Raw genomic sequence first — 18034 nt, forward strand, 5'->3', positions numbered from 1 at the left:
GTTCAGGGCAATGGCGGACAGCGAGGGGGGTGGGATCGGACAATCCTGCAAGACGGGGCTAGCCCGCTTGCAGGGAGCAGAAGATAACGAGCGCTACGTGGGAGCGGGCTTGCCCCGCGATTCAGGCGATGCGGTGCATGGCACCGGCTATGCCGGTGATCGCGTGGCTAGCCCGCTCCCACGTAGTCTCTCTTCAGGCTGGGGGCGCAAGGCGTGCCCTGTCAGCCTTTGTTGGTCAGGCCATCAATCTGGGCTTCAACCGTCACCGGTCCCACCTTCAGCTTGTCGCCCTCCAGCGACACACTGGGCAGGCCAGCCTCCGGCAGCTTGGGCAGGTCGAGGGTGGCCTTGACCTGGTAGCCGAGCGGCTTGACCTCGGCCCCGAGCGTGGTACCGCCCTGCTCCACGCCCTTGACCTGCAGCTCCAGCCCACGCTGCGCCGCGATGCCCGAAGCCTCCGTGACTCCGGCCTTGCGCACGAACTCGCCCTGGGCATTGAACGATGGCGTGTAATCGAAGCCCGGTTTCTCCTGGCCCTCCTTCGCCTCGCCCGGCTTGCCGGCCAGACCCGCACCCAGGTCGACCCGCACCGAGGTGGTGGTGTCCTGGCGTTCCGCGACCGTCAACCCGCCCGCGAGCTTGCCGCCGACCTGCTGGCCGTCGACCCGCGCGCCACTGAGTTGCGCCGCGCCGGCACTGTTCAGGGTCACCTCGGCAGCGGCGATATGGCTGTTCTGCTGGGTGGTGCCCTGCAGATGGTCCACCTGCACCTTGCCGCCCAGGTCGAAGTCATGGGACGAGCTGGCCTGTTGTCCGGCATCGGCCGGTGTATTACGGCTCAGGTTGCTCCCGGCCTTCACCTCGACGCCCCAGTTGGTGCGGCCCTGGGTGGACTGCGCCGACTCCAGCGCCAGGCCACCTTCGCCTGCGCCGACCTTGACGCCCGTGGCGCCGACCTGGGTGCCCTGCAGATGCACCGACTGGCCGGCCAGGTCCACGTTGGCGTGGCTGTTCAGCTGGCCGCCGGTCAGGGTCTGCGAGCGTTCATTGGTCTGGCCCACATTGAAGTTGCCGCCCAGCTTGCCGCTCAGGTCACGGCCCTGCTCACCGGTGGCTGCCTTGCCGCCGAGGTTGAGGCCTCCGCCCAGATGGCTGCCGCTGACGGTGCGGGTGTCGCTGGCAGCCTGCAGGTCGAGGGCGCCACCGGCCTTGAGTTCGACCGGGCCGTTCACGTCGATGCGCGTGCCTTGCAAGGTCTGACCCCCTGCGCTGCCCAGTCGTACCGGGCCGTTGCCGCTGATGCTCGCCACCTGGGCCTTGCTGTCGACACTGTGTTCGCCGGCATGGTCGAGCTGCAACCCTGCCCCCAGGTCGACCTTGTCGCCCGCCGGCAAGGTGCCCACGGTCAGCGAACCACTGCCGCCGAGGCTGCTGGTGTCACGACGCGCATGGTTGCTGGCCTGGTCCAGGGCGAGCTTGCCGCCGGTATTGACGGTAACCGCGCCTTGGCCACCGTCGAGACGGCCGCCTTCGAAGCGGGCATCACCACCGACCTGAATACTCAGGCCCTGGTTGCCACTGAAGGTACCGACCACGGCAGTGGATGTATCCTCGCTCAGGCGCTTGCTCCCACCCGAACCGTTGGCGGTCACATTCAGGTCCTCGCCGGTCTTGGTGTAGACCCGGGCGGATACATCGGCGTTCACCTGCTGCTCGCTGCGGCTGTGGGTGTTGCTGGCAGCATCAGCCTGCAACGAGCCGGCCTTGACGTCCAGCGCGCCGCCGTTGGCGTTGTAGCGGGTGCCCTGGTCCTTCAGCGCACCGGCCACACTCAGGTCGACGCCCTGGCCGTTGAACTGGCTGACCACCGCGGTGCCGGCCTGCTCGCCCTGCTGCTGGCTGGCATGGCCCACGGCCAGGTCGACGCCCAGGTTCGGCGTGCCAAGCTTGCCCAGGGCGGCGGTCAGCGAAGTCTTGCCGTCCAGCACGTCCTTGACGTCGTTGAGCGGCAGCTTGCCGTCGAGGGCGTCCTTGACCGACACCTTGCCGTCCACCACATCCTTGACCGTCCCGGCGATCGGCCGGGCGATGTCCTTGTACTCGACATTGACACCGACATCCGCCGTCCAACTGCTCTGCTGGTGGCTGCTGCTGGTGGTGTCGCGGGCCGCGTGGTTGTCCACCTGGCCTGCACTGACGCTCAGGGTGCCGCCACTGTTCACCTGCGCGCCTTCGCTTGCCAGGGTGTCGGCCTTGACTCTCAAGCTGCCGGCGCTGTCGATGCCGGTGGTCTTGGCAGTGGTGCTGCTTGAGGCGTCCTGCTGGGTGCCATGGGCGAAGTCGAACCCGGCGCCGGCACGGTCGAGGCCAGTGGTGAGGTAGACGCCACCCCCGGTGTGGCTGCTGTCGCGGGACTCGCTGCGGCTGTCCTGCGCTGCCAGCAGCGACACCTGCTTGCCGGTCAGGCTGGTATCGCCCGTGGTGGACTTCACCACTGCGCCCTTGAGCGCCAGGTCACCGCCGGCGGTCAATTGCACCTCGCTGCCACTGAGGGTTGCGCCCTGCTGGCTGACCTGGCTGCTACCAGCGCTCTGACGATCGCTCGCATAACCGACACCAGCACGATACTGCCCGGAGCCCGACGCGGTCTCCTTGGCCGAAGCAACGAAGCCACGGCTGCTGCTGGCGCTGTTGTGTTCGCGGGTGTCCTGGGCCGAGGCGACCTTCAGATCCCCCGCCGCCTCGGCGTTCAGCGCACCGGTGGCCTTGACCGTCGAGCCGACCACGTCGATGCCCTCGGCACTGCTCAGGCCGACGCTGCCACCGGCCACCAGCTCGCTGCGCACCGCGGTGCTTTCACGGTTGTTCTGCTTGGCCTCGTTGTGGCTGACGCCGAAGAACTTGCTCTGCTGGTTCTGGCTGTCACGCTGGTCAGTGCGCGAGGCGTTGCTGATCTGCACCTGCTTGCCGGCGATGCGGATGTCCTGGCCACTGGTCAGCTGGGCACCTTCGGCCAGCACCGAGGCCTTGGCGTGCAGAGCGATGTCGCCACCCTTGAGCTGGCTGGTGACGCTGCGCTGGGTTTCATTGCGGTTGTCCCAGTCGGCCTTCCAGAAGCCCTTGGTGTGCTTGCCCTGGTCGGTCTGCACCTGGCGCTCGGTGGCGGCGGTCAGGCGCAGGTCGGCACCGCTGTCCAGGCTCAGCTGGCCGGGCGCCTCGAGGCTGGCAGCGCTGAGGGTGAGGTCCTGGCCGGCGTGCAGCCCGGCGTCGCGCTGGGCCCCGACTCGGGTGGCGTGCTCGCGGGTGTCGCTGTCGGTCTGAGTGCGCTGATAGGTCTCCCAGTCGATGCCCAGCGCGCCGCTGCGCCAGTTCTCGCGTTTTTCCTGGAGCTTGCGGCTTTGCACGGTGCTCAGGGTGAGGTTGCGTCCGGCGTCGAGCTTGACGTCGCGCCCGGCCACATCGGCGGCGGCCAGGGTCAGGTCCTGGGCACCGCGCAGCTCGACATCGCCCTTGCTGCTGCGCACGCCGGCGCGGGTCGCCTCCAGCGAGTCGGCCACGGCGGCGCCGCTGACATTCAGGTCACCCGCAGAGTCGATGCGCACGCCGTCGCGGCCGTCGATCTGCCCCGGTCCGACCCGCACCCCGGCACCTTGCGCGGTGCTGACGATGTTGATGCGCCCGGCCTGCATCGCGCCGAACAGGCTGGCATCGATACGCTGCTCGCTGCTGGCCGCGCCGTGCCCGACGACCTTGGCCTGGCCGCTGGCGTAGTCCACCTGGTTGTGGCCCACGGTGAGGTTGAGCTGGTCACGGGCATCCAGGCGGCCCTGGCTGTCGATGCGCGGGGCGATCAGGTTGACCGAGCCGCCGTCGTTGCGCAGGCCGGCGCCCTGCACCTGCAATTGGCCGCTGGCGTCCTGGGTACCCAGGGCCTTGAGCCGGCCCGCGTCCAGTTCAGGGCGGCCCACCACCAGGCTGGCATTGGGTGCATTGATGAAGCTGGCGCCGTTGACCGAAATCCCGTTGGGGTTGGCCAGCACGTAGTCGGCGGCGCGGCCGAAGATTTCCTGGGCGCCATTGATGGCAGAGGCGTTGCGGCTGACCACTTCGTTGAGGATCACGCTCGCCGCATGGCCCTGGAACTGCGGGTTGGCCGCCAGTTCACCGGCCAACTGCGAGTGGCCGGCCTGCAGGGCGTTGTTCAGCACCAGGCCCTGGCGGTCGACGTTGTAGTCGAGGAACTGGTTGTGCGACAGGCCCGCGCCGTTGGGCGCGACGATATTGACGATGGGCACGCCGCCCTGGGTCTGCAGTTGCGCCGTGCCCCCGGGGCCGGGGGCGACCACGACGCCGCCGGCCAGCGCCTGGGGCAGGCTCGCAGTCAGGAGCAGGCTGGCAATCACCCAGCGCAGCTTGCCTTGCGGGGACAGGTTGAAGGTAAAGGGGGTCTTGGGCATAGGTCACTCTCCATGTCGGTACTGCTTATTCGGTGCGCTCAAATCTGCACGGCGGCCCTGAACAGCCAGACTTCTGGCTCGCGGTGGTAACCGCTGGGGGTGGTCAGGCTGCGCTGGTAGTCAACGTCCAGCTGCAGCGCCTTCCAGCTCAGGTTCAGCCCCAGGCTCGCGCCGCTCAGGCGCTGGCTGGCGGCGCCGTGGTCGGCCTTGATCCAGCCGTGGTCCAGCCCCAGCCGCGGGGTGATGGTCAGCGGCCCCTGGTGCTGCAGCGGCAGGCGCAGGGTGTTGCGCCACACCGCCCCGCTGGCCCCGGACAGGCTGCTGAGGCGGTAACCGCGCACGGCGGAATCGTCGGTGCCGAGCAACTGCTCGATGGCAGGCAACGGATCAGGGCTGTACTGCAGGTTGAGCTGGCTCTGCCACTGCCAGGCTTGGCCCAGCAGCTGGCCGTTGCGCCACTGGCCGAGACCGGCGCGGTACTTGCGAAACTGCGCCATGGGCAGGTCGGGCACCGGCCGGTCGGCATCGTCGTCGGCGCCAAACCCGTGCAGCCCCTGGGCGTAGTTGAGGTCCAGGTTCCACACCGCGCTGTCGAGCCAGAACAGGTTGAGTCCGGCTTCGGCCACCGTCAGCGCCGGGCTCTGCACGTCCAGGCGGACCTTGGCGAACTCGCTGTCGACATCCTTGTGCGCCAGTTGCAGGCTGGCGCTCAATTGATGGCGCTGGTCGCGCCACAGCACGCGCTCGCCGCGCAGGCTGATCTGGTCGGTGATGCCGGTGCTGTGCAGGGTCTGGGTGCTGAGCTTGATCGGCGAGCGGTACTCGGCATGGCTGGCGAACAGGCTGAAGGTCCAGTAGCCGTAGGGAATCGCGTAGTACAGGCTGGCGTTGCGGCTGTAGCGATCGCCCTGGTTGAGGGTATCGCTGGCCGACAGGCTGAGCAGGTCATTGAGCGCCAGCGGATTGTCCAGGCTCAAGCTGAGCACGCTGCGGTCGCGGCCAGTGCTGGCGCTGCCGAGGTTGTCCAGGCCCATGCCCACGGAAACCCGTGGCTGGCCGGCGCTGCGTGAGCGCAGGATGATCCGCGAGGCGCCCGGCTGGCTGCCGGGGGCGATGTCGGCGGTGAGGTCCACCGAGCGCAGGCGGTTGAGCTGGTCCAGGCCCTGCTCCAGGTCGCGCAGGTTCAGTGGCTCGCCGAGCATGCCGGGGAAGGCCCCGGCCAGGGACACCGGCAGGCGCTGGTCGGCCAGCTCGATGGCTTCCAGGTAGCCTTCGTCCACCAGGATGTCCAGCGACTGCCCGGCTGCCGGGGCGCTGCTCAGGTAGGGGCGGCTGGCGATATAGCCCTTTTCCAGGTACAGCGCGGTGATGCCCGACAGCAGCTGGTTGATCTGCCCCACGCCCATGCACGCGGCCACCAGGGGGTCGATGCGGGCATCGAGGGTGGCACGGTCGATCAGCGTGACACCGCCGATGCGCACCCCGGCCAGCGGCCAGCAGCGCGCATCCGGGGCCGAGGCCTTGGGTGTCTGTGGGGTGGTGTCGGGCGCGGTGAACGCGCCGCGTTGCAGTTGCCGGCGGCGTTGTTCCAGTTGCAGTTGCTGCAGGTCGTGTTGCTGCTGTTGCTGTTGGCGCAGCACTTCCTGGCCGGGGGTAAATGTCTCGGCATGCAGGTTGCCGGCGCACAGGCAAGCCAGTACGACAGACAGCATTAATTGACGACGATCAACAGCAGACAGGTACGACATACAACACCCATTCGCAGGCAAAGGCACAGCGAGAATCGCAGTACTTGGAACTTCCCAGCACGGTCACCGAGGGTTATCGGCAAACGCGAAATAACTTTAGAAAGTTGAGCGTTGTTTGTTGAAACGCTTGCGGAAAAGTTAACGGCTGCTAATTACCACATAGCGCCGGGCATGACCGCATGGTCACTTGATAGCCCGTGGTAAAGCGGGTAAAGGGGTTGACGCGATCGAATTGTCCAACAATCGAACTGGATGACTGTCTGGCCCCACGGTACTTGTAGACACGAGCGGGAGACACCGGACTTTAGTCGTAGGGGGAAATAGTGTATCAACTTTCTGGTTTTCGGCAGATTCAGGGAGAGCTTAGCGGGTTGAAAAATTGCGCAAAAGTTGCGCAATCTAATTAAGAGTGATTGGCTGTGGAATGTATATTTTTTCCAGGTGTTCGACGGGAGTATTGCAGCGCCTATCAGATCGAGCGCCGCGCGGGCGGCGCTCGATCTGATAGGCGCTGCAAGACTATCGCCTGCCACTCACCGCCCTCACACAATCCCCCTCACCGCTCCAACGCCGAACCGCGCAACAATCCCCTCTCTTCACTCCCCTCGCCCAGCCCATCGATCTGCGCCATGCTCAGCCGCGCCGTCTCCCTCAACCCCAACGAACACAACGCCACCAGCACCAGCGCCGCCGCCCCGTACAACGCGACGCCCAGCGGATCATGTCCGTTGAGAATCAGGATCGCCGTGGCAATGCTCGACGCCGTCCCGCCCCCCAGTGCCGCACCGACCTGGTAGCTGGCGGAAATGCCCGAGTAGCGCATTTCCCGGGGAAACTGTTCGCCCAGGAACGCCGGAATCGGCCCCTGTGTGGCGCCCATCAGCGCACCGACCAGGCTGTAGGCGACCAGGGCGATACCGAAGTGGCGCATGTCCACCAGGGCAAAAAAGACGAACAGCCCCAACGCCATGACCAGCGCCCCGAACACCATCACCACGCGCCGCCCCAGGCGGTCCGACAGGTGCCCGAACAGCGGCGCCGACAGCACGATGGCCACCGATAGGGTCAGGTCGAACATCAGGGCCTCGGTGCTGCCGTACCCCGCCTGGGTGGCGTAGGTCAGGAAGAACGTGCTGCCGATGTAGGCGATGGTGCAGTAACCAAAGGCGATACCGGTGCACAACAGCAATTGCCGTGGCCGTTGCCGCAGGGCCTGGGCCAGCGGCGCTCGCACGGGTTTGACGGTGGACGCGGCCAGCGGCGTCTTCAGCCGTGCGTACAGGCCGACCAGCACCAGGGTGCCCCCCAGCCAGAACGGGATCCGCCAGGCGAAGTCCACCAGGTTGTCATCAAACGCGGCGCTGACCAGGGCGAATACCGCCGCACCGAGAATACCGCCCACGCCGATGCCCATGCTGGTGAAACTGCCCCACAGGCCGCGCCGACCAGGCGGCGCCGACTCGATGCCAAACAGCGCGGCGCCACCCCACTCGCCCCCGGCGGCAAAGCCCTGGACCAGGCGCAACAGCACCAGCAGGATCGGCGCAACCACACCAAGGCTGGCATGCCCCGGCAGGCAGCCGATGAGGAAGGTGCTCAGCCCCATCAGCAGCAAGGTGGTGACCAGTACCTTCTGCCGACCGACGCGGTCGCCGAAATGGCCAAACACCAGGCCACCCAGGGGCCGGGCGAGGAACCCCGCGCCGAAGGCACTGAACGCCACCAGGGTGGCGGTCAGGTGGTCCAGACCGGGGAAGAACACCTGGGGAAACACCAGCGCGGCGGCGGTGCCATAAATGATGAAATCATAGAATTCGAGGGCCGTGCCCAGGCCGGAAACGCAGAAGGTACGCAAGGCGGAGCGGGAAGGTTGTGCATGCATTGTTGTTGTTCTCGTGATGCGGATGGGCTCAGAAGCGTTGGCAGCCGGCCTTGGCCAGTTGCAGCGGGGTGCCGGCGACGTAGTCGAGATGGCCGTGCTCGGTGTCGATGGCCACGCTGAGCAGGGTTTCCCAGCGCTCGGTGTCGGGCAGCGCCAGGTCCGGATGGAAGCAGATCGGCGCGGCATCGCCCGCAGCGCCGCACATGGCCTCGGCACGGGCACGCGGGTCGGCGCTGGTCATCTGGCCGACCACCTGTTGCAGATGGGCCAGCCGGCCCTCGGTCTCGGCCCGGTCGGCGACCTGCTCACCGGCACTGAGCTGCGGGTCGAGAAAATGGTTGGTGTGCAACAGCCAGCCATCCTCGCGGGGCAGCACCAGCGCCGTGCGCTCGGGACTCAGCTCGATGCTCACCGCACGTGGGCTGCGGTCCTCGCGGGAGAACACAGTGAGCACGGTGGAGGCGCTGACCCGCGCCGAACGGGCCAGTTCGATGGCCTCGTCGACACTGCGAGCCTCCTCCAACAGCCGTCGGGCGATGGCATGCACCGGCACGCCGCCGGCGGTGTTGTCGCTGCGGTGGTGGAGGATGTTGAAGTGCAGGCCCAGGCCCGCGCTGTTGACCCCCAGCTTGGCCAGCATGCCGAACTCGCAGAACAGTTTGACCGCCAGGCCCTGGCGGCTGCGCAGGGCCACCATCAGGCCATGGGGGCACAGGCTGTCGTGCCAGTCCCAAGTCTGCAGGGTCTGCGGCGCACGCGGGCCACGGGGGGCGTGCACGGTGGTGGAGCATTCGCTGTGGCGGGTGCGTGCCGCCAGCACCTCGGTGCGGGCGTTGAGGCTCGCCAACTGCCACAACGGCAGGCCGCTGCCACTGGCCAGGCCGGCGATTTCCGCCGCCAGGTCCGGGCTCCAGGCCTCGAGGGCGGCCAGGCTGTTCTCGCCGATGCGCTGCGCTTCGCCCAGCGTCACGCCGACGCGGGGAAAGAAGTCCAGGTACAGCTGGGTGGTCTCGCCGATCTGCCCGGCAAAGCGCTCGCCGACCTGACGGCCGCGGGCATGGGGATCGAGGGTATCGGTGACGCAGGTATGAATCTTCACGGCGGCTTTCCTGATGGGACGCAAGCGGCAAGCCTAGCGGCGAGGCCCCACCCCGATCATCGCCAGGCCCCGCACAACTTTTGTGCCCGCCAGGAAAAACTCAGGCGCGCAGGCCCTGACCGCGCAAGTGCTCATGCAACAGGGCGATGAATGCCTGCACCTTGCGCGTATTGCGCCGATGCGGCAGGTACAGCACATGCACCCAGGGACCGAACGCGCTCAGCGCCCGCCAGTAATCAGGCATCACCTCCAGCAGTTGCCCATTGGCCAGGTAGGGTGCCGCGCACCAGGTGGGGATGAACTGCAGCCCCTGGCCATCGAGCAGGCAGGCCAGCAGGAAGTCGAAGTTGTCGCTGACCAGCCTGGCCGTCGGCTGGCGCACGCGCTGGGTCTGGCCCTCGTGCTCGATCCACCAGAAGCTGCGGTTGAGCAACGGGTGGCGCAGCAGCAGCCAGTCGTGCTGGGCGTAGTTGTCCAGGTTGATGACCTCGCCGCGTCGGGCCAGGTAGTCCGGGCTGGCGCACAGGATCACGCGGTTCTCGATCAGCGGCTGGGCGATCAGCTCGGGCTGGTCGGTGGGACCGTCGCGCAGCGACAGGTCGTAGCCGCCGTCGATCAGGTCCTCGTTGGCATCGTTGAGGTTCACCTCCAGGCGCACCTGCGGGTGCTCGCGCATGAAGCGGCAGCACACCTGGTTGAGAAAGGCCGGGCCGAACGACGGTGGTGCGGTGATACGCAAGGTGCCGCGCAGTTCATGCTGCAACTGCTCCACTTCTTCGGTGACCCGCTGCAGATGCATCAAGGCCTGTCGCGCGCCTTCCAGGTAGAGGGTGCCGGCTTCGGTCAGCGCCATGCGTCGGGTGGTGCGCTCGAACAGGCGCACCCCCAGCTCGGCTTCCAGATGGGCGACGGCCTTGGTGATGGCCGACGGCGTCTTGCCCAGCTGCTCGGCGGCACGGCTGAAGCTGCCGTGTTCGGCGGCGGCGACGAAGATGGTCAGGGCCGTCATTTTGTCCATGGTTGCTTCCTGGTTGGCACACGTGGGGCGCCGTGGAGTATCCATGGATTCATGCGCAGGCGGCAATCGATGGGGAGCAGCAAGCACTCTTTCCAGAACGCGAATAAAGTTGTGCCTGCCGTGCCGTTTAAACACCCTTCCCGCTTGGCTAGCCTGCCGCCTCCCCCATCAAGCACGAGGCATCGCATGAAGCAGTTCCTGAAGATCGCGCTTGGCGCCGGCCTGGCCTGCGCCGCCCTGCCCGGCTTCGCCGCCGTCGACCTGATCCTGCACAACGCCAAGGTCTACACCGCCGAGCCGGGCCAGCCACTGCAGCAAGCCGTGGCGGTGGAGGGCGAGAAGATCGTCGCGGTGGGCTCCGACCAGACCGTGCTGCGCCTGAAGGTCGATGGCACGCGGACCATCGACCTGGGCGGCAAGGTGCTGATGCCCGGCCTGCTCGACTCCCACTCCCATGCCATCAAGGGTGGCCTGCAGCTGGAGTTGGCCGACCTGGCCGGTGTGCAGATCCCCCTCGACGCGCTGGAACAACGCCTGCGCCAGTGGCGTGACGACGGCAAGGCACGACGCGGCGAGTTCCTCAGCGTCGGCGGCTTGCCGCCGACCTACTGGGACGACCTGGCCGCGCTCGAGCAGCGCTTCAACCAGGGCGAGTGGGCCGACCAACCGATCCTGTTCGCCGCCAACGACATGCACACCGGCTGGGCCAACCGCGCCATGCTCACCCGTGCCGGCATCGATGCGGCAAAGATCGCCGCCCTGCCAGCCGTGGCCCGCAACACCATCGGCCAGCACTCGGACGGCACGCCGAACGGCTTTCTCGTCGACGCCGGGCTGTACCCGGTCACCGACCTGCTGCCGGCACTGACCCACGACAGCCTGATGAGCGCCGGGCGCCAGGCCCTGGCGCACTATCGAAGCCTGGGCGTCACCGGCTGGATGGACCCGCTGGCCAACGAGCTGCCCGGTGCCGACGTACACAACGACTCGCTCGGCGTGCTGCCGGTGTACAGGGCCCTTGCCCTGCGCGGCGAACTGACCGCCCATGTGGCCGCGCTGCTGATGGCCGATTCCAAAGCCCGTCCGGCCGACCTGGATGAGCTGGACAAGGTGCGCCGGCAGTTCCTCGGCGTACCCAACCTCACCCTGCCCGGCATCAAGGTGTTCGCCGATGGCGTCGCCGAGATGCCGGCGCAGAGCGCGGCGATGCTCAAGCCTTACCGCAACTCGGGGCAGCACGGCGAACTGCTGCTGGACCCGGCGCACTTCGGCGAACTGGTGAGCGCTGCCGACGCCCGCGGCTGGCTGGTGCATGTGCACGCCATCGGCGACCGCGCCGTGCGCGCGGCGCTCGACGGCGTGGCCCAGGCCCGCCGTGATCGCGCCAGCGGCATCCCGCACTCGATCACCCACCTGCAGATGGTCAACCCGAAAGAGTACGCACGCTTCAAGCAGCTGGACGTGATCGCCTCGATGCAGTTGTACTGGGCCAGCGCCGACGAGGCCAACCTGGAGCTGGTCAAACCCTACGTCGATGCCATGGCCTTCCTGCACACCTTCCCGGCGCACTCGCTGCTTGCCCATGGCGCCACCATCGCCGGCGCCAGCGACTGGCCGATCAGCACCCCCGATCCCTGGCAGGCCATCTACCAGGCCATCAGCCGCGCCGGCCCCAAGGGTGTGCTCAACGCCGCCGAGGCCCTTGATCGCGAGACGATGTTCCAGGCCTACACGCTCAACGCCGCCCGGGCCATGCGCCTGGAGCGGCAGATCGGTTCGCTCAAGGCCGGCAAGCAGGCCGACATGATCGTGCTCGACCGCGATGTCTTCAGTGTCGCACCCCAGGCGCTGCGCGACACCCAGGTGCTGCAGACCTGGTTTGCCGGAAAACCCATCTACACACGTTGAGCCAGCTTGCGCTGGTCGGGTCGATCAACCGTCCATGCTCTTGGTCAATGCTTCGCTGCCCTTGGGCGGGTAGACCACCTCCCGGGTATCGAGGTCGCGAATCTCGGAGGTGATGGTGATGGTCATCGTCTCTCGCCCGGGCGGGCCGTTGATGGCATCGACGGTGTCGAAGTCGACGATGTAGCGCTTGCCTGCACGGAACTCGACGTCGCGCGCGGTGAAACCGCATTTGCCGCCACCGGTCCCCAGCGCGTTCATCGAGGCCCAGCACCAGCTCAGCGAGTGCTTGCCCGGCGTCAGCCGCAGCGCCTGCTTGCCCGCGATATCGAGGATCGAGCGGCGCCCGGCCCCCTCGAGCAACTGGTCATCGACATGGGTGGCCAGCAGCAGGCGATGGAACGGCACGCCCAGGGCGCGGTAGCGGATGGTGGCGAAGTACACGACCGGCGCGTCGGCCTGGTTGCCGGAGAGATCATAGGGCGTCATCGTCTCAGGCGCCCAGTCACCCTGGTACTCCTTGTAGTGGTAGTTGGAGCAGGCTCCGAGCAGGGCGGCCAGTGACAGGGCGACAACCGATTTGAGGCAGGACGACAGACGCATGGTTCTTCCTTGGTGAATACAGGCGCAAGGATAGCGGCTGCGCACCCTTAAAATCAAAACGCCATCATCCTCGTCGATCACGCACCGCGGTGTATGCTTCGCGCAAAGGTCCGCCCCTCCTGCCCCTGAAAAGGACATCGTCATGCGCCGCCTGGACTGGCTGAAACACCACATGGCCCACAGCGACACCCTCGCCCAGTGGCTGCACCAACAGTTCCACTATGAATACGCGGACGTGCCGCTGGCCGACTGGCAACGTGAATTCGCCGAAGGCCAGCACAACGGTCAATGGCAATGCCTGGTGGCCCTGGACGGCGACCGCCTGCTGGGCAGTGCCGCCCTGGCCAGCGACGATCTGCCCGGGCGCCGCGACCTCGGCCCCTGGCTGGCCTGCGTGTTCGTCGCCCCAGAGGCGCGTGGCCAAGGCCTGGCGGAGCGGCTCATCGAAGGTGTCTGCGAGCATGCCCGCAGCAACGGAGTTGCCACGCTCTACCTGCATACCCACGACCAGGATGCGTATTACGCCAAGCGCGGCTGGACGCACATGGAACCGTTCGAGGCCTGGGGGCATAACCATTGGTTGATGTCTCGCACGCTCTGAGCAACGCCCGCACCCAGGCCATGCACTATCCGTGTAGGAGATCACCCAGCCCCTCAGGCTACGCTATCCCCTGTGGGAGCGGCCTTGCCGAGGCGTCGGACCGGTCGGAAAGGGGCGCGCAGCGGCCCCAGATTCCGAGCCACCATCGAAATTGCAGGGGGCTGCTACGCAGCCCTTTCGCGACACAAGGCCGCTCCCACAGGGATAACAGTTACCTGCGCGACAGCGCAGCCCGGAAGGGCTGGGTGATCTACTACAGGGACGCAAACGACTGCGCAGGGAATTATTTAGCGCGCCGTTGTATCTGACCCTAGGTACAAGGCTGGCCAAACCATGGCCATGCCCCAAGCCTTCAAGGACAACGGCCCATGAAATCACGCAGGAAACCCGTCAAGCCCATCGGTTTGAAGGACATCACCATCGTCGACGACGCCAAGATGCGCAAGGCCATCACCGCCGCCGCCCTGGGCAATGCCATGGAGTGGTTCGACTTCGGTGTCTACGGCTTCGTCGCCTATGCCCTGGGCAAGGTGTTCTTCCCCAACGCCAGCCCCGGCGTGCAGATGATCGCCGCACTGGCCACCTTCTCCGTCCCCTTCCTGATCCGCCCGCTGGGCGGGCTGTTCTTCGGCGCCCTGGGCGACCGCTACGGGCGGCAGAAGGTGCTGGCCGCGACCATCGTGATCATGTCGCTGAGCACCTTCGCCATCGGCCTGATCCCCTCCTACGCCAGCATTGGCATCTGGGCGCCGATCCTGCTGTTGCTGGCGAAGATGGCGCAAGGCTTCTCGGTGGGCGGTGAATACACCGGCGCGTCGATCTTCGTCGCCGAGTACGCCCCGGACCGCAAGCGCGGCTTTCTCGGCAGCTGGCTGGACTTCGGCTCGATCGCCGGCTTCGTCCTCGGCGCCGGGGTGGTGGTGCTGATCTCGACGGTGCTCGGCGAGGAGCAGTTCCTCGAATGGGGCTGGCGCCTGCCGTTCTTCCTGGCCCTGCCGCTGGGCCTGATCGGCCTGTACCTGCGCCATGCACTGGAGGAAACCCCGGCGTTCCAGCAGCACGTCGACAAGCTTGAGCAAGGGGACCGCGAAGGCCTGGCCAGCGGCCCGAAGGTGTCGTTCAAGGAAGTCGCCACCCAGCACTGGCGCAGCCTCTTGACCTGCATCGGCGTGGTGATCGCCACCAACGTCACCTACTACATGCTGCTCACCTACATGCCCAGCTACCTCTCGCACAACCTGCACTACAGCGAGGACCACGGCGTGCTGATCATCATCGCGATCATGGTCGGCATGCTGTTCGTGCAGCCGATCATCGGCCTGCTCAGCGACAAGTGGGGACGCAAGCCGTTCATCATCATTGGCAGCGTCGGCCTGTTCCTGCTGGCGATCCCGGCGTTCATGCTGATCACAAGCGGCAAGCTGGCGGTGATCTTCGCAGGCCTGCTGATCCTCGCCGTACTGCTGAACTTCTTCATCGGCGTGATGGCCTCGACCCTGCCGGCGATGTTCCCCACCCATATCCGCTACAGCGCCCTGGCCAGCGCCTTCAACATCTCGGTGCTGATCGCCGGCCTCACCCCGACCCTGGCCGCCTGGCTGGTGGAGACCACCGACAACCTGTACATGCCGGCCTACTACCTGATGGTCATCGCCGTGGTCGGCCTGCTCACCGGGCTGACCATGAAGGAGACCGCCAACCGCCCGCTGCGCGGCGCCGCCCCGGCCGCCTCGGATATCGAGGAAGCCCGCGAGCTGCTGCAGGAGCACCACGACAACATCGAACAGAAGATCGAGGACATCGACGCACAGATCGCCGAGCTCGAGGCCCGGCGCCAGACCCTCGCGCAACAGCATCCGCGCATCGATTGAGGCTACTTGCGCATTCCGCCGGATTGCTTGCCTGATCCTCTGAATCTGTGGGGTGTATCGGTTGCGCAATGGGCCCCTGTGCTAGCGTTTCTGGATTGGGGAACAGCGTATTCCCCGCTTCCACAACCGATGATCAGCAGGTGAGCCCATGGAACTACGAATCAACCAGCAGACCTACCAGGTCGAGGCTGACGCCGACACGCCCTTGCTCTGGGTGATCCGCGACGACCTGGGCCTGACCGGCACCAAGTATGGCTGCGGCCTGGCCCAGTGCGGCGCCTGCTCGGTGCTGGTGGACGGCAACGTGGTGCGCGCCTGCGTCACCCCGGTGGCCGGCGTGGTCGGCCGCGAGGTCACCACCATCGAGGCCATCGAGAACGATGCGGTGGGCAAGCGCGTGGTCGCCGCCTGGGTCGAGCACCAGGTGGCCCAGTGCGGCTACTGCCAGTCCGGCCAGGTGATGGCGGCCACCGCGCTGCTCAAGCACACGCCCAAGCCCAGCACTGCGCAGATCGACGCGGCCATGGTCAACCTGTGCCGCTGCGGCACCTACAACGCCATCCATGCCGCCGTGCACGATCTCGCCGAAGGGGGTAAAGCCTGATGAGCACACGCATCGATACCCCCGAAGACTTGCTGAAACTGCCAGCAGGCGAAACCGTCAACCTGTCGCGCCGGCGCTTCCTGGTCGGCACCACGGTGGGCGCGCTGGTGCTCGGCTTCGGCCTCCCAGTGGGTGCACCGCGCGTACAGGCCGCCAGCGCCACGGAGCGCGGCACCCAGGTGCCAGCCTTCCTGGAGCTGCGCCGGGACGGCAGCGTGCGCCTGCTCAGCCCATTCATGGAGGGCGGGCAAGGCGTCAACACCGCCATGGCGCAGATCGTCGGCGAGGAACTGGACCTCGAGCCTGCCCGTTTCCTGGTCGAAAGCGCGCCCGCCGGCGAAGCCTACGTGGTGATGGAAAACGGCCTGCGCATCACCGGCGGCAGCATGTCAGTACGCATGAGCTACCCGACCATGCGCCGCCTCGGCGCCCTGGCCCGGGCCATGCTGCTGCAGGCCGGCGCCCAGCGGCTGGGCGTGCCGGTGAGCGAGCTGACCACCGAACCGGGCAAGGTAGTGCATGCCGCTTCGGGCCGTTCGCTCGGCTACGGTGAACTGGCCGAAACGGCCATGGACCTGCCAGTGCCGGCCCCCGCCAGCGTCACCTTGCGCGACCCCAGCCAGTTCCGCTGGATCGGCAAGCCGGTGCAACGCCTCGACGCCTACGACAAGTCCACCGGCAAGGCCATCTACAGCATCGACATCAAGGTCGACGGCATGCTCCACGCCGCCGTGCAGCATGCGCCGCGCCTGGGCATGAGCGTCGGCGGACTGCGCAACGAGGAACAGGTCAAGGCCATGAAGGGCGTGCACTCGGTGCACCAGCTGCCCGGCGCGGTGGCCGTGGTCGCCGAACGCTGGTGGCACGCCAAGCGCGCGGTCGAAGCGCTGCAGGTGGACTGGAAGGAGGCGGCTGCCGACAGCCAGGTGCGGCCAATGCCCGCCGATTTTTCCACTGACGGCTGGCGCGACCACCTGGCCGCCCAGACCGGGCCGAGCCGTGACGAGGAAAACCAGGGCGACGTGGCGGGCGCCCTGGCCAGCGCCAAGACCAAGGTCGAAGCCACCTACCACAACCAGTACCTCAACCATGCTCAGTTGGAGCCGCCTTCCGCCACCGCCCGTTTCAACCCCGACGGCAGCCTGGAGGTGTGGCTGCCCAACCAAGCCCAGGACATGTTCCGCGACGACATCGCCAAGCGCACCGGCCTGGACCCGGCGCGGATCACCCTGCACTCGCCGCTGCTCGGCGGCTTCTTCGGCCGGCACTTCCTGTACGACTCGGCCAACCCCTACCCGCAGGCCATCGCCCTGGCCAAGGCCGTGGGCCGGCCGGTGAAACTGATCTGGAGCCGCGAGGAGGAATTCCTGCGCGATGCCATGCGGCCGATGGCCGTGGTCAAGTTCCGCGCCGGCCTGGACGACAAAGGCCTGCCGGTGGCCATCGAGGCGATCAGCGCCACCGAAGGTCCGACCGAGGCGCTCGCCGGCAAGCAGGGCGACAAGGTCGACCCCACCGCCCTCGAAGGGCTGTCGGGCAAGGCCTACGCCATCGCCAACAAGCGCACCGCGCAGATCTACGTCAAAGGCCCGGCCATGCTCGGCTACTGGCGCTCGGTGGGCAATTCGCTGAACGACTTCTTCTACGAGTCGTTCCTCGACGAATTGGCCGACAAGGGCGGCCATGACCCCTTCGAGCTGCGTCTGCAGCTGCTGCAGGGCAACCCGCGCCTGACCACCCTGCTGCAGGCGGTGGGCGAGTTGTCCGGTGGCTGGAAGCGCGGCCCGTTCACCGCCGAGGACGGCAGCAAGCGGGCCCGTGGCGTGGCCATGGCCTCGCCGTTCGGCTCGGAGGCGGCGGTGATCGCCGAGGTGTCGCTGGAGGGCGGCCAGGTCAGGGTGCACGACATCTGGCAGGCCATCGACCCGGGCAGCATCGTCAACCCGGCGATCATCGAAGCCCAGGTCAACGGCGCGGTGTCCCTGGGCCTGTCCCAGGTGCTGCTGGAGGAGGCGGTGTGGCTCAACGGCGTGCCACGGGCGCGCAACTACGACCTGTACCCGGTGCTGCCGCCGTCGCGCATGGCCCGGGTGCATGTGCGCATTGTCGAGAGCGGGGCGAAGATGGGCGGTATCGGTGAGCCACCGCTGCCGGCGGTGGCGCCCGCGGTGGCCAACGCCGTGGCGCAGCTCACCGGCCAGCGCGTGCGCAGCATGCCCCTGAGCCGCCATACCTTCAGCTGACAC

At 67.2% G+C, this 18034-nt stretch carries 11 protein-coding genes; 5 read left to right on the forward strand and 6 right to left on the reverse strand.

From position 1 onward, the window contains the following. Positions 1 to 221: 221 nt before the first annotated feature. The 5 genes from DMX06_RS23890 to DMX06_RS23910 form a co-directional block, all read right to left on the reverse strand. Complete coding sequence (locus DMX06_RS23890) at positions 222 to 4457, reverse strand: hemagglutinin repeat-containing protein (protein WP_110739642.1); 4236 nt, start codon at positions 4455 to 4457, stop codon at positions 222 to 224. A 38-nt stretch (positions 4458 to 4495) separates the two neighbouring features. After that, a complete protein-coding gene (locus DMX06_RS23895) occupies positions 4496 to 6169 on the reverse strand; it encodes a ShlB/FhaC/HecB family hemolysin secretion/activation protein (protein ID WP_375538117.1) in 1674 nt (557 codons plus the stop codon). Between the two features lie 592 nt (positions 6170 to 6761). Further along, the gene (locus DMX06_RS23900; RefSeq protein WP_110739644.1) at positions 6762 to 8087 is read right to left on the reverse strand and encodes an MFS transporter; all 1326 of its coding nucleotides are present in this window, start codon (positions 8085 to 8087) and stop codon (positions 6762 to 6764) included. A gap of 28 nt (positions 8088 to 8115) precedes the next feature. Next, complete coding sequence (locus tag DMX06_RS23905) at positions 8116 to 9186, reverse strand: C45 family autoproteolytic acyltransferase/hydolase (RefSeq protein ID WP_110739645.1); 1071 nt, start codon at positions 9184 to 9186, stop codon at positions 8116 to 8118. A gap of 100 nt (positions 9187 to 9286) precedes the next feature. After that, on the reverse strand, positions 9287 to 10204 hold the full coding sequence (locus DMX06_RS23910) for a LysR family transcriptional regulator (protein WP_110739646.1): 918 nt from the start codon (positions 10202 to 10204) through the stop codon (positions 9287 to 9289). A gap of 186 nt (positions 10205 to 10390) precedes the next feature. Here DMX06_RS23910 and DMX06_RS23915 point away from each other — a divergent pair, with 186 nt between their 5' ends. Next, positions 10391 to 12112: an amidohydrolase gene (locus DMX06_RS23915; protein WP_110739647.1), complete on the forward strand. Its 1722-nt coding sequence runs from the start codon at positions 10391 to 10393 to the stop codon at positions 12110 to 12112. 24 nt (positions 12113 to 12136) lie between these two features. On the opposite strand, the gene DMX06_RS23920 is transcribed toward DMX06_RS23915, so the two are convergent. Next, complete coding sequence (locus DMX06_RS23920) at positions 12137 to 12712, reverse strand: hypothetical protein (protein ID WP_110739648.1); 576 nt, start codon at positions 12710 to 12712, stop codon at positions 12137 to 12139. A gap of 142 nt (positions 12713 to 12854) precedes the next feature. Between DMX06_RS23920 and DMX06_RS23925 the strand changes: the two genes are divergently transcribed. The 4 genes from DMX06_RS23925 (at position 12855) to DMX06_RS23940 (ending at position 18031) form a co-directional block, all read left to right on the forward strand. Beyond that, positions 12855 to 13313, forward strand: a complete 459-nt coding sequence (locus tag DMX06_RS23925; RefSeq protein WP_110739649.1) for a GNAT family N-acetyltransferase — start codon at positions 12855 to 12857, stop codon at positions 13311 to 13313. A gap of 368 nt (positions 13314 to 13681) precedes the next feature. Continuing rightward, positions 13682 to 15184, forward strand: coding sequence for a glycine betaine/L-proline transporter ProP (proP, locus tag DMX06_RS23930; RefSeq protein WP_062360969.1), 1503 nt, complete (start codon positions 13682 to 13684; stop codon positions 15182 to 15184). 148 nt (positions 15185 to 15332) lie between these two features. Then, positions 15333 to 15788, forward strand: coding sequence for a (2Fe-2S)-binding protein (locus tag DMX06_RS23935; protein ID WP_110739650.1), 456 nt, complete (start codon positions 15333 to 15335; stop codon positions 15786 to 15788). Continuing rightward, positions 15788 to 18031 carry a xanthine dehydrogenase family protein molybdopterin-binding subunit gene (locus DMX06_RS23940; protein ID WP_110739651.1) on the forward strand — a complete coding sequence of 748 codons (2244 nt, stop codon included), beginning with the start codon at positions 15788 to 15790 and terminating at the stop codon, positions 18029 to 18031. The genes DMX06_RS23935 and DMX06_RS23940 overlap by 1 nt, the downstream gene beginning before the upstream one ends. The last annotated feature ends 3 nt before the right edge of the window (positions 18032 to 18034 follow it).

The sequence above is a fragment of the Pseudomonas mosselii genome, from assembly GCF_003205295.1.
Lineage (GTDB): Bacteria > Pseudomonadota > Gammaproteobacteria > Pseudomonadales > Pseudomonadaceae > Aquipseudomonas > Aquipseudomonas mosselii_B.